Origin of the sequence: Halorubrum sp. 2020YC2 (genome assembly GCF_018623055.1) — an archaeon.
GTDB lineage: Archaea > Halobacteriota > Halobacteria > Halobacteriales > Haloferacaceae > Halorubrum.
In genome coordinates this window covers 2466652-2489482 of the sequence record NZ_CP076019.1, presented here as the reverse complement: position 1 = coordinate 2489482, position 22831 = coordinate 2466652, and the positions used below count along the sequence as shown (strand labels likewise).

The window sequence follows — 22831 nt, the reverse complement described above, 5'->3', positions numbered from 1 at the left end:
CCGGTCGGGCGACGGCCCGGACGCCGAGAGGGCGGCGGGCCGCAGTCCGGCCCGACGAACCGCCGCGGTGAGTCGCTCGGTCGGACCGACGGTCGAGGCGAACCCCCGAGCGGTCGCGGTCGACTCACCGACGCCCGCGCCGAAACGGAGGTGTCGAACCGCCGCCGCGTCTCGTCCGCCGGGTCGGACGCGGCGACGCAGCGTCGGAAATCGGCGTACTGGGTCGACGCCGAACGAGTGCGAACAGCGAACCAATTCGGTCTGCGAATTTGTGCGAGGTTCGCACAGATTCGCGGTGAGTCTAACTGCGTCGACCGCGCGAAGCGCACTACGAACGAGCGTGCGATGAGCTACTCGTGTTCGCAATTCGAGAAGATGCGATTCGCGTCGGTCGTGCGGTCACCGTTCGCGTTCGTCAGGTCCGATATCGACAGCGGAGACAGATGTACGGTAAACGCACTAATATGTTCTATTATTCTACACTACGACGGCGTCACAGCCAACTATGTATTCGACAGACACGGACGGTGGAAGCGTTCGGCAGTCCGCCGGGGCCGTACTGATGGCCCTGGCGATGGTCGTATCGATGGTCGCCGTGGCCGGGGTCGCAGCCGGCCCCGCAGCGGCGGATCACGCAGGCGACTTCCCCTCCGACGAGGACGATCTCTCGAGCGACGAGATCCTCGTCGACGACGACTTCGAGGAGGGGGAGGTAAATGAATCGGACCAGATATTCAACGAGCTCGGACCGGCCTTAGAGGAGGCCGAGTCCGCCTTCACCGTGTACGTCAGAGAGGGTGACTACACGGAGAACGTCGTCGTTGACACCAACGTCGACCTGATCGGTCAGAGCGAAGGCGAGGACCAGACCGACGGAGTGCGGCTCGAGGCCGAGAACCCCGACGAGCCCGCGCTCGACGTCCAGACCGACGGCCTCACCGTCACCCACATGACGATCGTGGGCGGCGGCGAGGCCGGCGTACTCCTCTCCGGTAGCTCCGGGACGGAGAACGTCAAGAACCTCGACTTCCAGCACAACATCGTCGTCGCCGGCGACGGCGGGACCGGCTTCGACGCGGTGCCGATGTCGATGGGCGAGCCCGACGACGGGAACACGCTGACCGACAACACGTTCACCGTCGCGCCCGGCGCGAGCGCGGAGGCGCTCGCGTTCATCGCCGGCGGCCCGGTCTCCGAGGGCGAGCAGCCCGAGGGGTACACCGTCGCGGACAACACGTTCACGACGGAGACGCCGTCCGGCTCCGCCGACGGCGAGACCGGCATCTCGCTCCACCTTGAGAGCGACGACGCGACGGTCGAGAACAACGACTTCCCGTCCGCGGGGACGGGCGCCTACGACGTCGCGGTCGCCGGCGACGACAACGAGGTCCTGAACAACGACCTCACGTCGTCCGGCTTCACCGACGGGCTCTACCTCGTCGGCGACGGCGTCTCGGTGACGAACAACGATATCGACGGGGCCGACGAGAGCGGCATCGCCGTTCTCGGCAGCTCCGCCGACGTGACGATCGACAACAACGACGTCACCAACAGCGGCGGGTGGGGCGTCAACGCCGGCGCGGTCGCCGACCTTGACGTCACGAACAACCTGATCGAGGACAACCTCGGCGGCGTCATCACCGACGGCGGCTCCGACGTCACCGTGAGCGGCAACGACATCCTCGACAGCAACAGCGAGGGCGTCTCCGTCACGGGCGCCGAGACCGCGACCGTTGAGTCTAACACGATCGACGCGACTGACGACGTCGGCGCCGGCGTCTCGGTCGCCGAGTCGAGCGACGTGCTCGTCGCCGCGAACGACGTGATCGCGAACGACGGCGGCGGCATCAGCCTGTCCGCGATCGGCGCGGGCGCGACCGTCGAGGACAACCTCGTCGACGGCAGCAGCGGCGGGATCGGCGCGACCGACGTCGCCGGCGGCCTCGCGGTCTCCGGCAACGACGTGACCGACAACGACGACGGGGTCGACGTGAGCAACGTCACCGGCGCGCTCGACGTGACCGACAACCTCGTCGACGCGAACGAGGACGACGGGATCGTCGTCGAGGCCGTCGCGGACGGCGCGACGACGGTGACCGGCAACGACGTGACGAACAACGAGGACCCGGCTCAGGAGACGTTCGAGTACGGCATCTCCGTCACCGACGTCGGGGCGCTCGACGTGTCCGACAACCTCGTCGAGAGCAACGAGGTGTACGGCGTGGTCGTCACCGGGGCGGGCGACGTCACCGCCGGGTCGAACACGATCTCGGACCACCTCGAGGACGGCCTGTCCGTCACGAACGCCGGTGACGTCACCGCGGAGAGCAACGACGTCACCGACGCCGGCACGGGCCTCACCGTGACGGACGTCGCGGACGTCGACGCCGCGTCCAACACGATCTCGGACCACGACGGGGACGGCTTCTCCGTCTCGGACGCCGGTAACGTGACCGCGGAGAGCAACGACATCAGCGGCGTCGGCGCCGCCCTCACCGCGACGGGCGTCGCCGACGCCGACGTCGCGGACAACGACGTCAGCGACGCCGACTCCGGTATCGGCGTCACCGAGGCGGCCGACGTGAGCGTCGCCTCGAACGACGTCAGCGAGATCGACGAGCAGGCCGTCGCGGTCGACACCGCCCTGACGGCGATGGTCGAGTCGAACGGCGTCGAGAACGCCAGCGACGGGATCGATATCGGTGCCGTCGACGTCGACGCGAGCGTGACGGACAACGACGTCAGCGACGTCGGCACCGGCATCGCCGTCAACGCGAGCGGCACCGACGAGCCGGTCGACGTCGAGCGCAACGTGCTCGACGCGTACGACACCGGCATCCACTTCGAGGCGTTCGACGCCGAACAGCCGCCGTACGCGACGTACAACGACCTCCTCGACGAGGAGGCCGTCGACGTCGCCAACGACGGGCCGACCACCGTCGAGGCGCTGTTCAACTACTACGACACCGACGCGAACGTCTCGCACACGGACGTCGACGAGAGCGCCGCCTTCGAGGGCGACGTGCTCTACGACCCGTTCCTGACGGTCTCGCAGTCGGACGTCAGCGTTCAGGAACCGGAGAACACGCAGAAGTTCGGCCACGAACTGACGCTCGAGGCCACGCCGGACACGACCGACCCGCAGGTCGTCGCCTTCCCGGCGGCGGTCGAGGGCACGGTCGGTGAGGTCTTCTCCGACCTGCCCGCGGGCGCCTCGGTGTTCGCGTACGACGCCTCCGAGGACGAGTTCGTCCCCGGCGGCGACATGGCCAACGAGTCGATCGGCGCGCTCGACGCGTTCGTCGTGACCGACCTCGACGAGGACGCGACGGTCGCGTTCGAGTACCCGTCCGACGGGACCGCGGCCCCCGGCGAGAAGCAGCTCGAAGAGGGCTGGAACCTCGTCGGCGCGCCGAAGAAGACCACGGTGAGCACCGGGTTCTCCAGCGTCCTCAACGGCGAGGAGACGCAGGTGAACCACCTCTACGGCAACGCGGCCGACCAGCCGGACTTCGTGGACGACGCGACGGCCACGCGGAACGGCGAGCCGCTGTGGTTCGAGAGCACCGAGGACGCCTCCGGACAGGCGCCCTCGTTCAGCGTCCTGGGTGACGAGCCCGGCGACCAGATCGTGAGCCCGTACACCGGGTACTGGGTGAGCGTCGACGCCGGCACCGAGGACCCGACGGTCACCGGTACGCTGCCCGACAGCGGCGCCACCGCGTACGAGGAGATCCAGACGCTCGAGACGGACGAGACCGAGGACGAAATCGAGTAACGAACGCACATGAGAAACACCACCAGAACGCTGCTCGTCGTCGCCGTGGTCCTGCTCGCGCCGCTGGCCGCCGCCGGTCCGGCGGCCGCGCAGCCGGATCCGCCGACCGAGTTCTACGGGTCCGCCGCGGTCGACGGTGAGCCAGCGCCAGAAGGCACGACGGTTCAGGCCGTCCTCGACGGTGAAGTCGTGGACGAGACCACGGTCGACGGTGACGGTCAGTATGGTGGGTCGGACCCGCTCGCTGAGCGGCTCACCGTCCAGTGCGCCGACGGCGACGGAAGCGGCACCGTCGAGTTCCAGCTCGCCGGCGGCGAGACCGCCGACCAGACCGCGACGTGTACGCCGGGCGAGGCCGTCGAAGTCGACCTGACGTTCTCGTCGCTCGGAGACGATCCCGACGGCGGCGACGGCAGCGACGGCGGCGACGGCAGCGACGGTAGCGACGGCGGCGACGGCGGCGACGGTAGCGACGGTAGCGATAGCAGCGACGGTAGCGACGGCGGCGACGGTAGCGACGGTAGCGATAGCAGCGACGGTAGCGACGGCGGTTCCTCCGGCGCGCCGAGCGGCGGGGGCGGCGGAGGCGGCGGCGGCGGACAGGCCGGTGGCTCCGCGTCCGACGGTCCGAGCCTCGACGTCATCTCGGTCGACGACGGCGCAACGCTCCGGATCGAGGACGTGCCGGGCAACGACGCGGTCGACCTCGATATCGACGGCGCCGCCTCCGGCACCGGCGTCTCGCTCCGGTCGATGACCGTCGATCACCGGCTCGAACCGGAGGATTACCGGATCGAGGTGACGAACGTCGCGGAGCGGCCGACCGAAGGCGCGTCCGCGCTGGACGGCGCCGAGCCGGTCGGCTACCTCGACGTGGAGCCGGTCGGCACCGACCGGATCCGGTCCGCGACGCTGAGATTCACGGTCGATCCGTCGTCGCTCCCGGAGAACGCGTCCGCGGATGAGGTGGGGCTGTACCACTACGCGGACGGGTGGGAGCGGCTCGACACCGAAGCGGTCTCGACCGAGGGCGAGAGCTACGAGTTCGTCGCCCAGATCGACGCGTTCTCGCCGTTCGCGGTCGGCGTCGCAACCGCGGACGTCGGGGTGACGGAGGCGGCCGTCGCCGCCGAGGAAGTCACCGCGGGCGAGGTCGTCGAGGTGACCGCGACCGTGACGAACGACGGCGACGCGGACGGCGAGGCGACCGTCTCGCTGCTCGTCGACGACGAGGAGCGGACCGACCAGCGGGTGACGGTGCCCGGCGGCGAGTCGGTCGAGGTGCTGTTCTCGACGCCGGTCGACGAGGCGGGCGAGTACTCGTTCGCCGTCGACGGCGTCGACGCCGGCACCGTCTCGGTCGTCGAGGGCGACGCGGCCGCCGACACCGAAGGCGACGGTACCGAGGGCGGCGACGCCGAGAGCGACGGCGGCACGGCGCTCGAAGAGCAGGCGCCCGGGTTCGGCCCGGTCGTCGCGCTGCTCGCGCTGCTCGGTGCCGCGCTGCTCGCGCGCCGTCGCTGACGCGCGCGAGCGGTCCGAACAGCCGCTTTTTCTTTTTTCACCCGACTAAATGCGACCCGCGAGAGCGCGCGCTAGAGGTCCCGGAACGACGCGGTGTACACGAGGAACGCGTCGGTGAGGAGGATGAACGCGAGGAACGTCACGAGCGCGAGCACGTTCGCGACCGGGGAGAGCGGCGCGAGGAAGGACTCTCCGGTCGAGTCGAGCACGAGGACGGCGAGGAGGGCGGCGATCAGCCCGAGCAGCCAGTTCGTGAGAATGTCGTCCATGGGTCGCTCGACACGACGGGCCGAGAAAAAGCCGCGGATGACGCGGATCCGGGGGCAGCGCGGAGGCGCGGACGACCCGGGACCGCCGCGGCCGCGTCGACGCCGCCGGAGCTATGAGAGTCGGGACCGTTGATCGTTTCGTGAGCGACCGGACCACCTGCTGGCTGCTCGGCGACCAGCTCAACCCCGACCTCGACGTGCTCGACGCGGCCGACGACGTACTGCTGATCGAGGCCCACGGGTTCGCCGACCGGAAGCCGTACCACGCCCACAAGCTGACGCTCGTGTTCTCGGCGATGCGGCACTTCCGCGACGACCTCCGCGAGCGCGGCCACGACGTGACGTACGTGCGGGCCGATTCGTTCGGCGAGGGGCTCGACGAGTTCTTCGCCGGCCGTCGTCCCGAGGCGGACGGCGGCGACGACGACAGCGGCCCGCACCTCCGGCTCATGCGGCCCGCGAGCCACGGCGCCGGCGAGCGGCTCCGCGAGCTGGTCGCCGAGCGCGGCGGCACGCTCGAACTCGTCGACAACGAGCTGTTCTGGACGACGCCGGCGGACTGGCGTGAGTGGGCCGGCGACGGGGAGGCCGCGATCGGCGAGGACGGGGCGGCGGAGCGGACCTTCCGACAGGAGAACTGGTACCGGCACGTCCGCCGTGAGGCCGACGTGCTGATGGACGACGGCGACCCGGTCGGCGGGGAGTGGAACTACGACGACCTGAACCAGGAGACGCCGCCGGACGACTGGACGCCGCCGGGGCGGCCGACGTTCGAACCGGACGAGCTGACCCGCGAGACGCACGCGTGGGTCCGCGAGCGGTTCGACACGTGGGGGAACGACTCGCTCGACGAGTTCGGGTGGGCAGTCACTCGGGAGGAGGCCCGCGAGGCGCTCGACCGGTTCGTCCGAGACGGGTTGCCCGCGTTCGGGCGGTACGAGGACGCGATGGTCGGGGGCGAGCCGTTCCTCTCGCACTCGCTGCTCTCGCCGGCGATCAACCTCGGGCTGCTCGACCCGCGCGAACCCGTGCGGGCGGTCGAGCGCGCCTACGCGGAGCGCGGCGTCGAGCCCGGCGCGTACGACCCGGACGACCACGGCGACGGGGGCGGGACGACGACGTCGCTCGACGAGTTCGGCGGGGACGCGGCGGACAGCGAGGACGGAGCGACCGGGGGCAGCGCGGCCGAGAGCGGCGAGCCGGCCCCGGTGCCGCTCAACGCCGTCGAGGGGTTCGTCAGGCAGGTGATCGGCTGGCGGGAGTTCATGCGCCACGTGTATCGCGAGGCGATGCCGGAGCTCGCGGACGCGAATCAGTTGGACCAACAGCGGGAGCTCCCCCCGGCCTACTGGGACGGCGAGACGGACATGCGGTGTCTCTCGGAGGCGGTCGGCCACGTCCGGGAGTTCGGCTACGCCCACCACATCGAGCGGCTGATGGTGCTGTCGAACTTCGCGCTCGTGTACGGCGCCGACCCGGCGGAGTTGAACGAGTGGTTCCACCTCGGCTTCGTCGACGCCTACCACTGGGTGACGACGCCGAACGTCGTCGCGATGGGGTCGTTCGGCACCGACGTGCTCTCCTCGAAGCCGTACGCCTCCTCCGGGAACTACGTCAACCGCATGAGCGACCACTGCGCCGACTGCCAGTACGCCGTCTCGCGGACCACCGGCGAGGGCGCCTGCCCGTTCAACGCGCTCTACTGGGACTTCTTAAAGGAGAACGAGGAGACGCTGCGGGGGACCGGCCGGATGGGCCTGATGTACTCGCACGTCGACAACAAGGACGACGCGGAGTGGGAGTCGATCCGCGAGCGCGCGGCCCGGGTCCGAGAGCTCGCGGCCGACGGGGAGCTATAGGGCTGAAGCCGCGGCTGCTATTCGCCGCTCGCGAGCCGGCGCAGGCGCGGGAGCGCCTGTTCGTAGCCGAGTCCGACGAGCCCCGCGTACAGCGCGACGAGCCCCATGCCGACGGCCCAGGCGCCGAGCACGAGGTCGCCGCCCGAGACCGCGGAGAGCCCGAACTGCTCTAAGACGACGCCGACCGCGGCGGCCGCGCCGGCGCCGACGGTGACGGCGAGGAGCTCGACGAGTTCGACCGCGACGGCGGGTACTTCGACCATACCCGAGGGGAACGGGCGGCGATTATGAGTCTTTCGAGAGCGCGGTGGCCGGCGCGGTCGACTCACAGAGCGGTGGCCGCCGCGCTCGGCTCACTTCAGCCCGAACGAGCGCATGGCGGTGTCGACGAGCCCCTTCGCGATCAGCGCGAGGCCGCCGAGGAGGAGCAGTACGGCGCCCGCGATGACGGGGTCACGGACGGCGATGATACCGGCCGCGACGAAGACGACGAGAACCCCGGCGATGCCTTCGAGACCGAGCGTGTCACGCATGTCGTCTGGTCGCCGGCGAGCGGGGTTAAAACGGGAGGATATCGCCGGCGGCGGAGAGCGCCACGCGCCGGCGGAGAGCGGCCCTTTTATTTCCGCGAGCGCGTATCACCGCGTACGCATGAGCAACGGAGACGGCGGCGGTCGGAACGACCTCCGGATGCCCGACGACGACGAGGTGTTCGCGGAGGTCCTCGAGATGCTCGGCGCGAACCGCGTCAAAGTCCGCTGTGCGGACGGGAAACAGCGAACCGCGCGCATCCCCGGCCGGATGCAGAAACGGGTGTGGATCCGCGAAGACGACATCGTCCTCGTCGAGCCGTGGGACTGGCAGGACGAGAAGGCCGACATCTCGTGGCGCTACGAGAAGAGCGAGGCGGAACAGCTCCGCGAGGAAGGCCACCTGCAGTAGGTCGTTTCGCGTGGATCGACGGCGAACATCGTCGAATTTTCGGCCGCTCGATTATAAACATCCGACTGTAGATCGACAGCGAACGCCTCCAAAGCCTCAGTCGCGAGGCTGTGCGTGGATGATCGCGGATTGACGGCGAACACCTCCAAAGCCCCAGCCGCGAGGCGGGCGCACGCTCGCTGCGGTCCTCAGTCGCTCACTCCGTTCGCTCCCTGCGGTCCTTGCGTCACCTGCGCCCGCCTCGCGGCTGCCCCTTTGAGCCCCGCCCCGCTCCGCACAGCACCTCACACCTCCCCAGCCTCGTCAGTCGCCCTCGCTTCGCTTCGGGCGACTGACTCCCTCGCACCGTCGGTTCGCGGCCCTCTGGGCCGCTCACCGGGGCGCGCCACCGCCTGTCGTGAGGTGTCGCTGCCATCGCGCCGCTCGCACGGTTTTAAGTTCGATCGACTCCCAACACGGCTATGCTCCGGCTCGCGATGACCACCGACGCGGAGACGTTCGAGCGCGTGCGCGGGCCGCTCGCGGACCGCGGCATCGAGGCCGGTCACGTCCGAGCGAAAGAGCGGGCGCTTCGGGTTTCGAGCGGCGAGGCCGACACGGAGGGCGGCGTCGACGCGGCCGATCCGGGCGAGTTCGACGGGTTCGATGTCGGGCTCGTGTACCCGACGCGGCTCATGGAGGGGGCGGTCGTCGACGAGCGCCTCGGCGTCCCGTGGGTGAACGGCCGCGACGCGGTCGTCGCCTCGCGCAACAAGGCGGGCGTGCTGGCGAGGCTGTCGGCCGCGGGGCTGCCGACGCCGAAGACGACGCTCGTGTCGAACCCGGTGGACGAGTCGGTCGTCGTCGACGCCGCCGAGGGGTTCTCCTATCCCGTGGTCGTGAAACCGAACTCCGCGACCCGGGGAGTGGGCGTCGCGACCGCGACGGACCTCGACTCCCTGCTGGGCGTGGTCGACTACCTGAACCTGATCCACGACTACCGCGCCACCGGCGACAAGTCGTTCCTGATTCAGGAGTACCTCCCCGACGCGCGCGACTACCGCGCGATGGTCGTCGACGGCGAGTGCGCCGGCGCGGTGGAGCGCGTCCTCGACGACGACGCGCTCGCGGCGGGCCGGTGGAAACACAACGTCCACCGCGGCGCGACGGCGCGCGGCGTCGACCTCGACCCGGCCGCCCGCGGCCTCGCGGAGCGCGCGGCCGCGGCGCTCGGGATCGACTACCTCGGCGTGGACCTGCTCGCGACCGACGACCGACTGGTCGTCAACGAGACGAACGCGCGGCCGACCGTCGACGCCGCGACGAAGTACGCGGACGACTTCTACGACCGGTTCGCGGCGCTGATCCGGCGGACGGCGAACGGGGAGTAGAGGGGAGCCGGGAACGGCCAGCGCTCAGACGAGGTCGATCGACGCGCTGTCGTCGACGCGGTCAAAGGTTACTTCGAGGACGCCGTTGTTGAACGTCGCGTCCGCGGAGTGCTCGTCGACGGGCGCGGGGAGGTCGACGGTCTCGTCGTACTCGCGACGGTCGGAGACCGCGGAGATGGTGAGCGCGTCGCCGTCGCAGCGCAGCGAGAGGTCCTCCTTCGAGACGGCGGGGAGGTCGGCCACGAGACGGACCGACTCCTCGGTGGTGTACGCGTCGACGTGGGTCTCGGAGCCGAACCCGGCGTCGTCGGCCGACGGGGGGCTGCCGTTGGCCATCTCGTTCATCATCCGCTCGATCTCCTCGAAGAAGTCTCCGAACGGATCGTCGCGGTCGTCTCTGTCCATACCTCCCGTGAAGTCGGTGACCCCGATAAGCCTTCTGTCGGTCGCCGTATCGGCCGCTACCCGCCCGCGTCGAGCGGCGCGACGACGGGGGCGCCGCCCGGTAACGCGCCGGAGCCGGAACGACGTTCGTAACAAATTCGAACGATTATGACGATCTCGCGGCGACTGAGCCGGATTTAAGTAGTTGCGTCTCGCTTTTTTCGAACATGAGTAAATCGAACCTGACTGCGGGCGACGACGTGAGCGACGACGAGGTCGTTCGAGTGGGACTCAACGGCTTCGGGCGCATCGGGCGGAACGTGTTCCGCGCGGTCTTAGAGAGTCCCCGGATCGAGCTCGTCGGGATCAACGACGTGATGGACTTCGACGACATGGGGTATCTCGCGAAGTACGACACCGTCATGGGTCGGCTCGACGGCGTCGAGCGCGACGGCGACGAGCTGACGATCGGCGGCACCGCCGTCCCGCTGTTCAACGTTCAGGACCCCGCCGACCTCCCGTGGGACGAGCTCGACGTCGACGTCGCCTTGGAGTGTACGGGCATCTTCCGCACCCGCGACGACGCGAGCGCGCACCTCGACGGCGGCGCCGACACCGTGATCATCTCCGCCCCGCCGAAGGGCGAGAAGCCGGTCAAACAGCTCGTCTACGGCGTCAACCACGACGAGTACGAGGGCGACGACGTGGTCTCGAACGCCTCCTGCACGACGAACTCCATCACCCCGGTCGCGAAGGTGCTCGACGCGGAGTTCGGCATCGACGCCGGCACGCTCACCACGGTTCACGCGTACACCGGCTCCCAGAGCCTCATCGACGGCCCGATGAGCAAGCGCCGTCGCGGCCGTGCGGCCGCCGAGAACATCGTCCCCACGTCGACGGGCGCCGCGGGCGCCGCACAGGAGGTCCTCCCGCAGCTCGAGGGCAAGATCGACGGGATGGCGATGCGCGTCCCGGTCCCGACCGGCTCGATCACCGAGTTCGTCGTCAGCCTCGACGAGGACGTCACCGAGGAGGAGGTCAACGCCGCCTTCCGCGACGCCGCCGACTCCGGCCCGCTCGCGGGTGTCCTCGGCTACACCGACGACGAGGTCGTCTCCTCGGACATCGTCGGGCTCCCCTTCTCCAGCTACGTCGACCTCGGGTCGACGAACGTCATCGCCGGCGGGAAGCTCCTGAAGATCCTCACCTGGTACGACAACGAGTACGGCTTCTCGAACCGGATGCTCGACATGGCCGCGTACGTCCACGACGAGGCGTAACCGACCGACAGAGCGTTTGCGCCCGCTTCGAGCGAGGAGAGACGACTGCCTCGCTCCCGGCGGCAACGTTCCCCCGGAGAGCGATTCGTTAAATATCTCATCGACGACCACTCACCCATGCCCACCTTCGACACCATCAACGACCTCCCGGCCGACTCACGCGTCCTCGTCCGACTGGACCTCAACTCTCCCATCGAGGACGGAACACCGCAGGACAACCGCCGCTTCGAGCGCCACGCGGAGACGGTCCGCGAACTGGCCGAGGCGGGCCACCGCGTCGTCCTGCTGGCCCACCAGGGCCGCCCCGGCCGCGACGACTTCACGTCGCTCGCGGGCCACGCGGAAATCCTCTCGGACCACGTCGACCGCGACGTGAGCTTCGTGGCCGACACGTACGGCGACGAGGCGCTGGCGGCCATCGACGCGCTCGGCGCGGGCGAGGTCCTCCTCTTGGAAAACGCCCGGATGTGCGAGGACGAACTGCCCGAGGCGTCGCCCGAGGAGAAGGCGGAGACGGAGTTCGTTCGGACCCTGGCGCCGAAGTTCGACGCGTACGTCAACGACGCCTACTCGGCGGCGCATCGGTCGCACGCCTCGCTGGTCGGCTTCCCGCTCGTCCTCCCCGCGTACGCGGGGCGCGTGATGGAGACGGAGTACGAGGCCAACACCGCCATCGCGACCCGCGAGTTCGACGGGCCGGTGACGATGGTCGTCGGCGGGACGAAGGCGACCGACGTGATCGGCGTGATGGACGCCTTAGACGAGAAGGTCGACCGCTTCCTGCTCGGCGGCGTCGCGGGCGAACTGTTCTTGCGTGCGGCGGGCCACCCGGTCGGCCGCGACGTGGGCGACATGGACCTGTTCGACGACCAGTGGCAGCGGAACCGCGAGCTGATCGAGTCGGTCCTCGACGAGCGCGGCGACGCGATCCGCCTCGCGAGCGACCTCGCGTACGAGGGCCCGGACGGCGACCGCGCGGAGGTCGCCGTCGACGACATCGACGAGAAGACGGAGGGGTACCTCGACGTGGGTACCGCGACGGTCGACGACTACGAGCCGGCGATCCGCGAGTCCGACGCGGTGTTCGTGAAGGGCGCGCTCGGCGTCTTCGAGGACGAGCGGTTCGCGGACGGCACCGTCGGCGCCCTCGAAGCCATCGCGGAGACGGACTGCTTCTCGGTCGTCGGCGGCGGCGACACCTCCCGAGCCATCGAGATGTACGGCATGAGCGAGGGCGACTTCTCGCACGTCTCCATCGCGGGCGGCGCGTACATCCGCGCGCTGACGGGCGAACCGCTCCCGGCGGTGGAGGTCTTAGAGGCGGCGGCGGAGCGGCGAGCGGAGAACTGAGGGAGGCGGCGGCGCCCGACCGGACTACTCCTGAACGTCGAGGTCGAACTGCTCGTTTTCGGTGACCGCGTTCAACACGACGCTCGTGTTCGACTCGCGGATGTCCGCGTCCGTGAGGATCGACTTGATCTGGTCGTTCATCCCGTCGGTGTCGGTGAACTTCCCGATGGCGATCACGTCGTAGTCGCCGGTGACCTCGTAGACGCTCACCATCCGTTTCTCCTGGCGGAGCTTCTCCGTGACGTCCGGCAGGGCGCTCCCCTCGACCTTGAGCTGGAGCACGGCCGTCACGTCGTAGCCGAGCTTGTCGTAGTCGACGACGGGCGTGTACCCGTCGATCACGCCCTCTTCCTCGAGGTCGCGGAGGTGGTTCGAGACGGTCGTCACCGAGACGTCGAGTTCGTCACCGAGGCTTCGGAGGCTCGCCCGGCCGTTGCTGAGCAGCGAGTTGATGAGCTTCGCGTCGAGGTTTTCGTACGTCATCACAGTCGATCACGCTTCCGGGGGTTTAGAATTTTACGAACGTCCAGCAGTTTTGCGAGTCTGGCGGTTCATGCGCCAAGCGATAAGGCCTTTATACTGGCAGATAACGAATCAAACGTCCAGAACATGACGGACGAACACGCGAAACCGGACGGCGGCCTCACGGCCGAAGAACAGGCGGTGCTCGACGAGATCGAAGAGGAGAACGTCGACTTCCTGCGGCTCCAGTTCACCGACATCCTCGGCGTCGTGAAGAACGTCTCCGTTCCCGCCCATCAGGCGGAGAAGGCGTTCACCGAGGGCATCTACTTCGACGGCTCCTCCATCGAGGGGTTCGTGCGCATTCAGGAGTCGGACATGCGGCTCGTTCCCGACCCCGACACGTTCGCGGTGCTCCCGTGGCGCAGCAACGGCGACGACGGCAGCGGGGCCGCGCGGCTCATCTGTGACATCGTCGACACCGACGGCGAGCCGTTCGCCGGCGGTCCGCGGCAGGTACTGAAGTCGGTCCTCGCCGAGGCCGAGGAGATGGGCTACTCCGTCTCCATCGGTCCGGAGCCCGAGTTCTTCCTGTTCAAGACCGACGACGAGGGCAACGCGACCACCGTCCCCCACGACAACGGCGGCTACTTCGACCTCGCGCCCAAGGACCTCGCGAGCGACGTCCGGAAGGAGATCATCTTCACCCTCGAAGAGATGGGCTTCGAGATCGAGGCCTCCCACCACGAGGTCGCGGAGGGGCAACACGAGATCAACTTCAAGTACGACGACGCGCTCACCACCGCGGACAACATCGCGACGTTCCGCGCCGTCGTCCGCGCGGTCGCGAGCCAACACGACCTCCACGCGACGTTCATGCCCAAACCGATCGCCGACATCAACGGCTCGGGCATGCACAGCCACATCTCGCTGTTCGACGAGGACGGCAACGCGTTCGCGGACGACGACGACGAGTTCAACCTGAGCGAGACCGCCTACCAGTTCATGGGCGGCATCCTGAACCACGCCCCCGCGTTCACGGCCGTGACGAACCCGACCGTGAACTCCTACAAGCGGCTGGTGCCCGGCTACGAGGCGCCCATCTACGTCGCCTGGTCCGACACGAACCGCTCCGCGCTCGTCCGCGTGCCGGACGCCGCGGGCGTCTCCGCGCGCTTCGAGGTCCGCAGCCCCGACCCCTCGTGTAACCCCTACCTCGGGATGGCGTCGCTCATCGCCGCCGGTCTCGACGGGATCAAGGCCGAGGCCGACCCCGGCGACCCGGTCCGCGAGGACATCTACGAGTTCGACGACGCGAAACGCGAGGAGTACGGCATCGAGACGCTGCCGCCGAACCTCGGCGCCGCCGTCGAGGAACTGGAAGAAGACGAGGTGCTTCAGGAGGCGCTCGGCCCCCACACCTCCGAGAAGTTCGCCGAGGCGAAGTCCCAGGAGTTCAGCGAGTACCTCACCCAGGTGTCGCAGTGGGAGGAGGACCGCTACCTGGAGACGTTCTGAGGCAACGGCTCGACCGCTCGGGCGCTTCCGGCGCTCTCGTCTTGCCTAGTTTTATTTTTCCGCGTATGTTCGAACGTCAGCGCTTCGCCCCCGACGAGCGCGTGAGCCCACCGACCGATCGATCGCGGGAGAGAGTGTGAGACGCGGTCGGAACCGGTGTTGAAGCGTATCCGAATGATCTCGCTGTCGGCTATTTATACGTGAGAAACAGCGCTGCGGTATACGCGTCCAAATCCCCCAGCCGCTCGCTTATAAATAGTTGATAGCGGATCGGCGGCGAACGCCTCGCAAAGCCGTTCAGCTCCGGGTGTTCGACAGCGCCTCGACCCGCTCTGGGAGCGCCGGCAGCGCGACGACGGCGACCACGGCGGCGGTCGTCGCGACCAGCGTCACGGGGAGCGTCCCCGCGAGCGCGTACGCGCCCACCCAGAGCCCGCCGGTGACGGCGAGCGCGGGGACCGCGACCCGGACCGGGACCGCCGGCTCGTCGCCCTCGACGAGCCGCCAGCCGATCGCGCCGCCGGCGCCGGTGGCGATCCCGATGCCGGCTTCGACGACCTCACCGGTGTGCCCGCCCGCGACGGCGACGGCCAGCGCGCCGGCCGAGACGACCGCCGCGAGCAGGAACGCCGGGGCGGGGTTCAGTTCGGCGGTCGGCCCGGCCGCCGTCTCCGCGTCCGTCGAGCGCCGGACGCGCGGGTCGCGGGCGAGCCGCAGGGCGACGCCGACCGTCCCCGCGCCGACGACCAGCCCCGCGAGCACGTCGACGAGGTAGTGAACCTCGATGACGACCCGCGAGGCCGCGACCGCGAGGGCGACCGCGCCGGCCGCGAGGTAGCGGGCGCGGTCGGTCCAGAGCCGGTCGTACAGCAGGGCCACGGCGAGGTACGCGGCCGCGCCGCCGGTGGCGTGGCCGCTCGGGAAGCCGAACCCGTCCGAGAGCACCTGCGCCTCGTACCAGCCGGACAGGAGCGCCGGGAGCCACGTCGGAACGTCGGCCGGGGGCATCGCGCCGGGCGGGCGGGGGACCGCGAACCACGCCTTGCCGAGCGCCGTCGCGGCGTACGCGCAGGTGACGGCCGCGATGGCCGTCGCGCCGGCGCGGCGCGGCGACCCCGCGACGCCGTCGCTCGCGAACCAGTAGCCGACCGCGAGCAGCGCGAAGAGGAACCACGGGTCCGCGAGGTGGGTGACGGCCGCGAAGGCGACGACGACGAACTCCGGGAGCGCGTCGACGAGGGCGGCCTCACCGATCCCGCGTTCGGCGGCGACGAGTCCGGTCACGGTCGGCCGGCTCGGTCAGTCATCGCCGCGGTTGCGGGCGTAGTCGAGCGCCTTTCCCGGCGTTTCGAGCAGGTTCAGGCCGATGCCGCCGACGACAAAGATGGTGTACAGCCCGAGCGTCGACAACCCGAGGACGACGATGGCGCCGATCGCGTAGATCCCCTGAAGCGACGTCAGGGCCGCGAGCGTCAGCACCGTCCCGTACAGCAGGACGAGGTACGGTCCCCAGCCGCGGGCGTGGCCGCGGCGCATCCGAGACCGGACGTACCGCTTCAGCTCCGACTCGACCTCGGGCTTGTCGACCGTGCGGCGTTCCACGTCGTCTTCGAACTCGTCGAGCTGCGACCGCAGCTCCCGGACCTCCGCTTCGAGGGCGGCCACGTCCGGCGCGCCGCGCGGCCGCTCGTCGTCGCCCTCGGAGGCGTCCGACTCGCCGTTCATACCGGTGGGTCGGCCGCGGTCCTGTTGTAACTGCCGGTCCGCGGCGTGGTCGGTCGGCGCCGCCGCGCCGCCGAGGCCGGCGCCGCTCGGGGGGACGACCCCGTCGCGGCCGGCCAGCACCACGTTGACGACGCCCCCGGTCACGACGACGACCGCCGCGAGGTAGAGCCACGTGACGAGCAGGAGGATGCCGCCGATGACGCCGTACACCTGAAACTGGCCGGCGCTCGCCGCGTACACCTGAAAGCCGGCCTGTAGTATCGTCCATCCGAGGGCGGCGACGGCCGCGCCGGGTAGCGCTTCGCGGAACGCGATGTCCGGCTCGGGGAGCAGGTAGTACATCGGGAGGAAGACGACCGCGAGGAACCCCGGTAAGGCGAGGATGCTCGCGGCCTCGACCACCGGGATCGCGTCGGCGGCCGCGACGAACGCCCCGACGACGACCATCACGCCGATCCCGATGCCCACGGCGAGGATCACCGAGCCGGCGTCGGTGAGCTGTTTCAGGAGGTCCGGCGGCTCCTTGACCCCGTACAGCTCGGCAAACGCCGTGTCGAGGCCGCGGAACACCTTCAGCGTCGACCAGAGCAGCACCGCGACGCCGAGCAGGCTCGCGCCGGTCCGACCGCCGGCGGAGGCGATCGCCGCGGTCACCGCCTCCTCGCCGGCCGGCGTGAGGAGGTCGCCCGCCCCCGCCACCAGCTCGCCGGCGATCGCCTCCCCGAAGACGGCGGTGGCGACGACGACGAGCAACAGCAGCGCTGGGACGAGCGAGACGAACGCGTAGTAGGCGATGGCGGCGGCGAGGAACGTCACCTGCCGGTCGACCGCGACGTCGACGACGCGCCGAGCCGTGCCGAACGCGGTACGCGAGTGTCGGGACACGTCCCGACCTTCGACCGACCGCGACAAAAGCGAGAGGGTGCCGACCGCGGGAGGGGTCTCAGTCCCCGTCGCCGCCGAGGACCGCCTCGCGCATCTCGGGGATCGACGCCGTGCTCTTGACCGCGGTGCCGCGGTAGTGCGCGCGGCTCGCCTCGTGGCCGGCCCCGCGCAGGCGCTCGACGAACTCGTCCATCCCGATCGCCGGCTCGCCCCACTGTTTGTACAGCCGGTGCTGGTCGTAGTGCGTCGGCGTGTCGATCTCGCGCGCGACGGTGCCGAGCAGCTTGCGCGCGCGCTTCGCCTCGCCCATGTCGTCGGTCACCTCGCGGCGGGCGGCGCGGACGAACTCGGGGTCCGCGACCGGCCCGAGCCAGATCGGCCCGGCCGTGAGGACGCGGTCGCTCCCGCACTCCGGGCAGGCGTCGACCGGGTCGGCGATTCGGCCGGAGGTCGCCTCGCGCCAGAGGCAGTCCTCACAGTTGTCGACGTGGCCGAGGTTTTCGAGGCAGTCGTCGGCCGCGCGGGCGCCCGACTCCAGTTCCAGGTAGGTCCGCGCGTAGTGACGGGAGACGTGCGAGAGGATCGGCGTCGCCGCCTTGTCGTAGCGCGCGGCGGTCCGCGTCAGGGCGGAAACCAGCGTCCGGAGCCCCATCTCGGGGTGGTAGTCGGTGTTGCGCGGGACCGCGCCGTACTTGCGGATCCCGCTGTTGAGATGGGCGCCACACAGCGGCGCGGTGTCCGTGGCGGTGACGCAGATCAGGTTGCGGCCGTTCGCGAACGCCGCGTCCGCGAAGGGGATCGGGGTGCCGTACGGGTCGAGGTCGACGACGTCGAACGGGCCCTCGTCGTACAGCAGGGCGTTGACGTCGCGGTGGACGGACTCGCCGTCGAGACCGTTGGCGTCGAGGTTCGCGGCGGCGAGGTCGACCGCGTCCGCGTCGACGTCGGCGCAGGTAACCTGATACCCCTCGGCGGCGGCGCGGACGCCCCGTATCCCCGAGGCCGCCATCGCGTCGAGGTACGAGGCGACCCGCGGCTCGCGGTCGCGGTAGGCGCGCAGCGTCGCGACCGTCACGTCGCGGTTCAGCTCCTGGGTCGGATTGAAGAAGACGCCGCCGCCGGTGCCCTCGCTGGCGCCGTCGCGGGCCTCCGGGACGGAGACGGTGAGTCCGCCCTCTTCGATGTCCATGCGGTCGGTTCGGCCATCCGGGCTAAAAGGGCCGCGCTCCGGCCCGGGGCGACTCAGGCGGCAGCGCGCGGGGACCAGAGGCGACGAGGGAGGCTTTTACGCCGCCGGCGCAGAACACGAACGTATGAACGGAGACGCCACGCGAGGAGGGCGGGACGCGGTCGCCGGCGAGACGGAGGGACGGAGATGGTAAGCCCGGCGCGGGTGGACGCGATCACCGACATCGCGTACGGCGCGCTGATCGCCCTGTCGATCGTGCTGATCGCGACCACCCAGCAGAACGACGTGGCGATCGCGTTCGGTATCGGGGTGTTCGCCTCGTACGTGGTCCACGTCGTCTGGAAGATGGCGCGCTTCGACCCGGACTGGATGACCCGCGAGGTCGCGGACCAGGTCGGCAAACAGGTCGAGGAGAGCGTCGGGGAGACCGTCGACAAGGAACTCGAAAAGACCGTCGGGGAGACCGTCAACAAGGAGGTCGAGAAGACGGTGGGCGAAACGGTGAGCAAGGAGGTCGAGAAGACCGTCGAGGAGACCGTGGGCGACAAGGTCGAGGAGACGGTGAGCAAGGAGGTCGAAAAGAGCGTCGGGGAGACCGTCAACAAGGAGGTCAGCGGGGTCGCAGACGACGTCAGCGACACCGTCAGCGAGGAGGTCACGGGGAAAGTCGAGGAGACCGTGGGCGAGACCGTCGAGAAGACGGTCGAGGAAAAGGTGGGCGAGACCGTCGAGGAGAAGCTTGAGGAAACCGTCGAGGAAACCGTCGGGGAAACCGTCGAGGAGAAGGTCGAAGAGACAGTCGAGGAAACCGTCGAGGAAACCGTCGGGGAAAAAGTCGAGGAGACCGTCGAGGAAACCGTCGAGAAGACCGTCGACGAGAAGGTGAGCGAAACCGTCGAGGGAGCGGCCGAGGCGGACGAAGCCGCCGACGAAACGGGCGAATCGGACGAAAGCGACGGCGAGGCGGACGACGAGCCCGCGGATCGACGCGACGGCTCGTAGCCGGCGCCGACGCAGTACGCGATCCGTCTTCCGAATCGCCTTTTGTTGCGGTATCAGTAATTTCGGAGCCGGTTATTTCGGAATTGTCGATAGTAATAAACCGGAAGAGCCGGTAATACGCGTAGGCGCATGGGCCAACACGACCTCGATCGGAGTCTCGGGTTGTACCCGACGATGATGATCAGTATGGGTGCGATGATCGGGAGCGGAATCTTTGTCCTGCCGGCGTTAGGATACAAAAAAGCCGGACCCGCCGTGGTCCTCGCGTACGTGCTGGCCGCGCTCGTCGTGTTGCCAGCCGCGCTGTCGAAAGCCGAGATGGCGACGGCGATGCCCGAGTCCGGAGGGACCTACCTCTACATCGACCGGGCGCTCGGCCCGCTGTTCGGAACGATCGCCGGGATCGGTGCGTGGTTCTCGCTGGTGTTCAAGAGCTCGTTCGCGCTCGTCGGTCTCGGCGCGTACCTGCTGCTCTTCGCACCGCTCTCACAGGGCGCGGTCGTGTACGTCGCGTTGACGCTCGCGGTCCTCGTCGTCGCTCTGAACGTCTCGGGCACGAAGATGAGCGGGGGGATACAGGCGGTCATCGTCACCTTGGTCGTCGCCGGCCTCCTCGCGTACGTCGTCAACGCCGGCTTCGTCCTCGACACCGTCCGATACACTCCCTTCACGACCCACGGAAGCGGCGGGGTCGTCACGGCCGCCGCCTTCGTCTTCGTCTCGTACGCGGGCGTCACGAAGGTCGCGAGCGTCGCGGAGGAGGTGAAACACCCCGGGAAGAATCTCCCGCGCGCGATGCTCGGATCGATGGGGATCATGACCGTCCTGTACGTCGCGGTCGTCGGCGCGGTCGTCGGACTCAGCGACCCTGAGGTGCTGACGACGGGGGGACCGGGCGGGACGGCGTCGCTCACGCCGATGGCGGACGGCGCGGGGGCACTCCTCGGCGGCGCGGGAGTACTGTTCATTTCCGTGGTCGCCGTCGTCGCGCTCACGAGCATGGCGAACGCCGGTGTGCTCTCCTCCTCGCGGTTCCCGCTGGCGATGAGCCGCGACGACCTGCTCCCGCCGGCGCTCCAGACCATCGACTCGCGGTTCAAGACGCCGCGGAACTCCGTGCTTCTCACCGGGGTCGTGCTGCTGCTGCTCATCGCGTTCGTCCCCGTGATCGAGCTGGCGAAGCTCGCGAGCGCGTTCCAGATCCTCGTCTTCTCGTTCGAGAACATGGCGCTGGTCGCCTTCCGCGTGGCAGACGCGCCGTCGTACGACCCGGAGTTCGAAGCGCCCGGCTACCCGTTCGTCCAGGTGTTCGGTTTCCTCGCCGGACTCGGCCTCCTGACGCAGATGGGGACGCTACCGATCCTCGGAGCGGTCGGGATCATCGCCGGCAGCGCGCTCGTCTACCTCGCGTACGGCCGGTCGCGGACGGACCGAACCGGAGCGATCGGGATGATCGTCCACGCCCGTCGCGGGGAGGACGACGACGGGCTCGCCTCGACGGAAGCGGAGTGAAGAGACGGGGAGAGCGACCGGTCCCGGTCCGAGCCGGGCTCAGTAGTCTCGGTTGACGAGGATCACCGGATCGCCCGTCTCGTCCGCGATCCGGTCGGCCAGCGAGCCGAACACGCGGTCTCCGAGGCGAGACTCCGGCTCGTACATCACGACCGCGTCGTAGTCGGCCGCGACCCCGAGGATCTCCTCGTCGTGTTCGTCACCCTCGACGATCAGCGTGTCGACGGCGTCCGAGTCGAACCCGTCCGCGACGAGGCGCTCGCGAGTCTCCGAGACGACCGCCTCGCCGCGGTCACGTGACTCGTCGCCCTCGACGACGTGGAACAGCGTTATCTGCTGGGTCGAGTCTTCGGCCAGAATCCGGATGAACGTCGGGAGGCGGTCGAACTCCGCGACGTCCGGAAGGGGCACGAGTATCCGAGCGATCCCCGCCGTCGGGGCAGGGTCGAGCTCGGCCGCGCAGTCTTCTTCCGCCGCGATCTGCCGGATCGCGGCCGCGCGGTCCTTCCCGAACACCAGTCGCGTTCGAACGGAGGCACCGGCGTCGGAAAAGGCGTCAGCGACCTCGTCGAGGGTCGCCCGTGCCGCCTCGCCGAACTGCTCGCGCGCGGAGCTCGCCGGCGTCTGCTCCGGGAGGTCGTAGTGACCGAGGACCACGACCGAAAGCGACGCGAGGTCCTCGATCAACACCGGCGACAGCGGTTCCGGGTCCGGGAGTTCGAGCGGAACGAGGATCGTGTCGGCCATGGGTCACCGTAGGCGGTCCGGAATAATAAACGGGGGGAGACGCCGCCGTCGGACAGGTCGGTTCACGAGGTCGGCGACGGGATCTCCTCGTCGGTGAGGAACGCTTCCAGCACGTCGTCTTCGGACGACTCCTTGGGGAGGACGGTCACCACGTCGTCCGGTCGGACCGTCGCGTCGTCGACCGGATGGATGATCGACCCGTCGCGCTCTATCGACGTCACGACGGCGTCGGACGACAGGACCCCGTCGGCGCGGGCCTCGGACGGCGACCGGCCGACGATCGGCGCGTCCTCTGTGACGCACACCTCGATCACGGCGGTCCCGTCCGCGAGCGTGACCGTGTCGGTGACGACGGAGCGCTTCGAGCCGTCGGAGAGGAACCGCGAGTAGGGAGTGTAAAGCTCCGTCTGGAGTAGCTCCTCGTCTTCGATACGGATGTCGAGCCCCGACAGCGTCCGCGCGATCTCCCGCAGGTCGCTCGTCTCCTCGCCGACCGCGACCACCTGAAGATCCCGGCGACCCGCCATGAGCACGCGGACGTTGATCACGCCGGGGATGGACCGCGCGGCCAGCGCCAGCCGCTCCCGCTCGTCGGCGGGCACCGTACACATGAACACCGAGGTGAGCCGACCGTCCGCCTGTTCGAAGTCGACGATCGCCGTGTAGCCGCGGATCACGCCCGCCTCTTCGAGGCGCTCGATCCGGTTCCGGACCGTTCCCGCGGAGACGTTCATGTCCTCCGCGATCATCGGCGCCGAGGTGTTCCGAGCGTCCGACATCAGCGCGTGGACGATCTGTCGGTCGATCTCGTCGAGGTGGCGGCTCACGGTCGACCGCCTCCCGGTTCGGTCGAGAACAGACTACGCCGTCGAAAGGTCGTCATGTCGGACCGTAGCCGCCAAACCGTAATATGGCTTACTCACGAAGAGAGCGGAGACTCCTCTCCCGTCCTCGCGGAGGCGATCCGCCCGTTTACGTTGCCGGATCACCGACAAAACTGTCCCTCGCGGAGTTCGGCGTGAGCCGCAGCGCGTC

At 69.3% G+C, this 22831-nt stretch carries 20 protein-coding genes; 10 read left to right on the top strand and 10 right to left on the bottom strand.

Going from position 1 to position 22831, the window contains the following annotated elements; translation table 11 throughout:
* The first annotated feature begins 505 nt into the window (after positions 1 to 505).
* Together KI388_RS12530 and KI388_RS12525 are read left to right on the top strand one after the other, a co-directional pair.
* Positions 506 to 3778: a right-handed parallel beta-helix repeat-containing protein gene (locus KI388_RS12530; protein WP_215086942.1), complete on the top strand. Its 3273-nt coding sequence runs from the start codon at positions 506 to 508 to the stop codon at positions 3776 to 3778.
* Between the two features lie 9 nt (positions 3779 to 3787).
* Positions 3788 to 5302 carry a PGF-CTERM sorting domain-containing protein gene (locus KI388_RS12525; RefSeq protein ID WP_215086941.1) on the top strand — a complete coding sequence of 505 codons (1515 nt, stop codon included), beginning with the start codon at positions 3788 to 3790 and terminating at the stop codon, positions 5300 to 5302.
* A 71-nt stretch (positions 5303 to 5373) separates the two neighbouring features.
* Here KI388_RS12525 and KI388_RS12520 read toward each other — a convergent pair whose 3' ends face one another.
* Positions 5374 to 5571, bottom strand: coding sequence for a hypothetical protein (locus tag KI388_RS12520; RefSeq protein ID WP_215086940.1), 198 nt, complete (start codon positions 5569 to 5571; stop codon positions 5374 to 5376).
* Positions 5572 to 5711: 140 nt separating this feature from the next.
* On the opposite strand from KI388_RS12520, the gene KI388_RS12515 reads away from it, so the two are divergent.
* A complete protein-coding gene (locus KI388_RS12515; RefSeq protein ID WP_215086939.1) occupies positions 5712 to 7430 on the top strand; it encodes a cryptochrome/photolyase family protein in 1719 nt (572 codons plus the stop codon).
* A gap of 17 nt (positions 7431 to 7447) precedes the next feature.
* Here KI388_RS12515 and KI388_RS12510 read toward each other — a convergent pair whose 3' ends face one another.
* Positions 7448 to 7693: a hypothetical protein gene (locus KI388_RS12510; RefSeq protein WP_215086938.1), complete on the bottom strand. Its 246-nt coding sequence runs from the start codon at positions 7691 to 7693 to the stop codon at positions 7448 to 7450.
* Between the two features lie 90 nt (positions 7694 to 7783).
* Positions 7784 to 7963, bottom strand: a complete 180-nt coding sequence (locus KI388_RS12505) for a hypothetical protein (protein ID WP_215086937.1) — start codon at positions 7961 to 7963, stop codon at positions 7784 to 7786.
* 118 nt (positions 7964 to 8081) lie between these two features.
* On the opposite strand from KI388_RS12505, the gene eif1A reads away from it, so the two are divergent.
* Positions 8082 to 8372 carry a translation initiation factor eIF-1A gene (eif1A, locus tag KI388_RS12500; RefSeq protein ID WP_092919915.1) on the top strand — a complete coding sequence of 97 codons (291 nt, stop codon included), beginning with the start codon at positions 8082 to 8084 and terminating at the stop codon, positions 8370 to 8372.
* Positions 8373 to 8833: 461 nt separating this feature from the next.
* Positions 8834 to 9742 (top strand): RimK family alpha-L-glutamate ligase, encoded by a 909-nt coding sequence (locus KI388_RS12495; protein ID WP_215086936.1) that lies wholly within the window; start codon positions 8834 to 8836, stop codon positions 9740 to 9742.
* Between the two features lie 24 nt (positions 9743 to 9766).
* Here the strand turns inward: KI388_RS12495 and KI388_RS12490 are convergent, their stop codons facing one another.
* Entirely contained in the window at positions 9767 to 10147 is a 381-nt protein-coding gene (locus tag KI388_RS12490) for an Hsp20/alpha crystallin family protein (protein ID WP_215086935.1), read from the bottom strand.
* Positions 10148 to 10353: 206 nt separating this feature from the next.
* Between KI388_RS12490 and gap the strand changes: the two genes are divergently transcribed.
* Together gap and KI388_RS12480 are read left to right on the top strand one after the other, a co-directional pair.
* On the top strand, positions 10354 to 11406 hold the full coding sequence (gap, locus tag KI388_RS12485; protein ID WP_215086934.1) for a type I glyceraldehyde-3-phosphate dehydrogenase: 1053 nt from the start codon (positions 10354 to 10356) through the stop codon (positions 11404 to 11406).
* A gap of 117 nt (positions 11407 to 11523) precedes the next feature.
* The gene (locus KI388_RS12480; RefSeq protein WP_215086933.1) at positions 11524 to 12756 is read left to right on the top strand and encodes a phosphoglycerate kinase; all 1233 of its coding nucleotides are present in this window, start codon (positions 11524 to 11526) and stop codon (positions 12754 to 12756) included.
* Between the two features lie 24 nt (positions 12757 to 12780).
* Here KI388_RS12480 and lrp read toward each other — a convergent pair whose 3' ends face one another.
* Positions 12781 to 13239, bottom strand: a complete 459-nt coding sequence (gene lrp, locus KI388_RS12475; protein WP_215086932.1) for an HTH-type transcriptional regulator Lrp — start codon at positions 13237 to 13239, stop codon at positions 12781 to 12783.
* Between the two features lie 126 nt (positions 13240 to 13365).
* Between lrp and glnA the strand changes: the two genes are divergently transcribed.
* On the top strand, positions 13366 to 14736 hold the full coding sequence (gene glnA, locus KI388_RS12470; protein WP_215086931.1) for a type I glutamate--ammonia ligase: 1371 nt from the start codon (positions 13366 to 13368) through the stop codon (positions 14734 to 14736).
* Positions 14737 to 15033: 297 nt separating this feature from the next.
* On the opposite strand, the gene KI388_RS12465 is transcribed toward glnA, so the two are convergent.
* From KI388_RS12465 to KI388_RS12455, 3 genes are read right to left on the bottom strand one after another with little or no spacing between them, the layout of a single operon-like run.
* On the bottom strand, positions 15034 to 16020 hold the full coding sequence (locus KI388_RS12465; RefSeq protein WP_215086930.1) for a phosphatase PAP2 family protein: 987 nt from the start codon (positions 16018 to 16020) through the stop codon (positions 15034 to 15036).
* 15 nt (positions 16021 to 16035) lie between these two features.
* Positions 16036 to 17346: a YihY/virulence factor BrkB family protein gene (locus KI388_RS12460; protein ID WP_215086929.1), complete on the bottom strand. Its 1311-nt coding sequence runs from the start codon at positions 17344 to 17346 to the stop codon at positions 16036 to 16038.
* 58 nt (positions 17347 to 17404) lie between these two features.
* Entirely contained in the window at positions 17405 to 18535 is a 1131-nt protein-coding gene (locus KI388_RS12455; protein ID WP_215086928.1) for a tRNA (guanine(26)-N(2))-dimethyltransferase, read from the bottom strand.
* Positions 18536 to 18721: 186 nt separating this feature from the next.
* Between KI388_RS12455 and KI388_RS12450 the strand changes: the two genes are divergently transcribed.
* Together KI388_RS12450 and KI388_RS12445 are read left to right on the top strand one after the other, a co-directional pair.
* Positions 18722 to 19537: a hypothetical protein gene (locus KI388_RS12450; protein WP_215086927.1), complete on the top strand. Its 816-nt coding sequence runs from the start codon at positions 18722 to 18724 to the stop codon at positions 19535 to 19537.
* Between the two features lie 129 nt (positions 19538 to 19666).
* Complete coding sequence (locus KI388_RS12445; RefSeq protein WP_215086926.1) at positions 19667 to 21049, top strand: APC family permease; 1383 nt, start codon at positions 19667 to 19669, stop codon at positions 21047 to 21049.
* Positions 21050 to 21088: 39 nt separating this feature from the next.
* Here KI388_RS12445 and KI388_RS12440 read toward each other — a convergent pair whose 3' ends face one another.
* Positions 21089 to 21796: a universal stress protein gene (locus tag KI388_RS12440; RefSeq protein ID WP_215086925.1), complete on the bottom strand. Its 708-nt coding sequence runs from the start codon at positions 21794 to 21796 to the stop codon at positions 21089 to 21091.
* Between the two features lie 62 nt (positions 21797 to 21858).
* Entirely contained in the window at positions 21859 to 22623 is a 765-nt protein-coding gene (locus tag KI388_RS12435; RefSeq protein WP_215086924.1) for an Lrp/AsnC family transcriptional regulator, read from the bottom strand.
* Between the last annotated feature and the right edge of the window lie 208 nt (positions 22624 to 22831).

Coding starts and splice junctions, on each gene's coding strand:
- KI388_RS12440 (WP_215086925.1), bottom strand. CDS start 21,796: ATGGCCGACACGATCCTCGTTCCGCTCGAACTCCCGGACCCGGAACCG.
- KI388_RS12505 (WP_215086937.1), bottom strand. CDS start 7,963: ATGCGTGACACGCTCGGTCTCGAAGGCATCGCCGGGGTTCTCGTCGTC.
- KI388_RS12520 (WP_215086940.1), bottom strand. CDS start 5,571: ATGGACGACATTCTCACGAACTGGCTGCTCGGGCTGATCGCCGCCCTC.
- gap (WP_215086934.1), top strand. CDS start 10,354: ATGAGTAAATCGAACCTGACTGCGGGCGACGACGTGAGCGACGACGAG.
- KI388_RS12455 (WP_215086928.1), bottom strand. CDS start 18,535: ATGGACATCGAAGAGGGCGGACTCACCGTCTCCGTCCCGGAGGCCCGC.
- KI388_RS12530 (WP_215086942.1), top strand. CDS start 506: ATGTATTCGACAGACACGGACGGTGGAAGCGTTCGGCAGTCCGCCGGG.
- glnA (WP_215086931.1), top strand. CDS start 13,366: ATGACGGACGAACACGCGAAACCGGACGGCGGCCTCACGGCCGAAGAA.
- eif1A (WP_092919915.1), top strand. CDS start 8,082: ATGAGCAACGGAGACGGCGGCGGTCGGAACGACCTCCGGATGCCCGAC.
- lrp (WP_215086932.1), bottom strand. CDS start 13,239: ATGACGTACGAAAACCTCGACGCGAAGCTCATCAACTCGCTGCTCAGC.
- KI388_RS12490 (WP_215086935.1), bottom strand. CDS start 10,147: ATGGACAGAGACGACCGCGACGATCCGTTCGGAGACTTCTTCGAGGAG.
- KI388_RS12525 (WP_215086941.1), top strand. CDS start 3,788: ATGAGAAACACCACCAGAACGCTGCTCGTCGTCGCCGTGGTCCTGCTC.
- KI388_RS12495 (WP_215086936.1), top strand. CDS start 8,834: ATGCTCCGGCTCGCGATGACCACCGACGCGGAGACGTTCGAGCGCGTG.
- KI388_RS12510 (WP_215086938.1), bottom strand. CDS start 7,693: ATGGTCGAAGTACCCGCCGTCGCGGTCGAACTCGTCGAGCTCCTCGCC.
- KI388_RS12450 (WP_215086927.1), top strand. CDS start 18,722: ATGGTAAGCCCGGCGCGGGTGGACGCGATCACCGACATCGCGTACGGC.
- KI388_RS12445 (WP_215086926.1), top strand. CDS start 19,667: ATGGGCCAACACGACCTCGATCGGAGTCTCGGGTTGTACCCGACGATG.
- KI388_RS12480 (WP_215086933.1), top strand. CDS start 11,524: ATGCCCACCTTCGACACCATCAACGACCTCCCGGCCGACTCACGCGTC.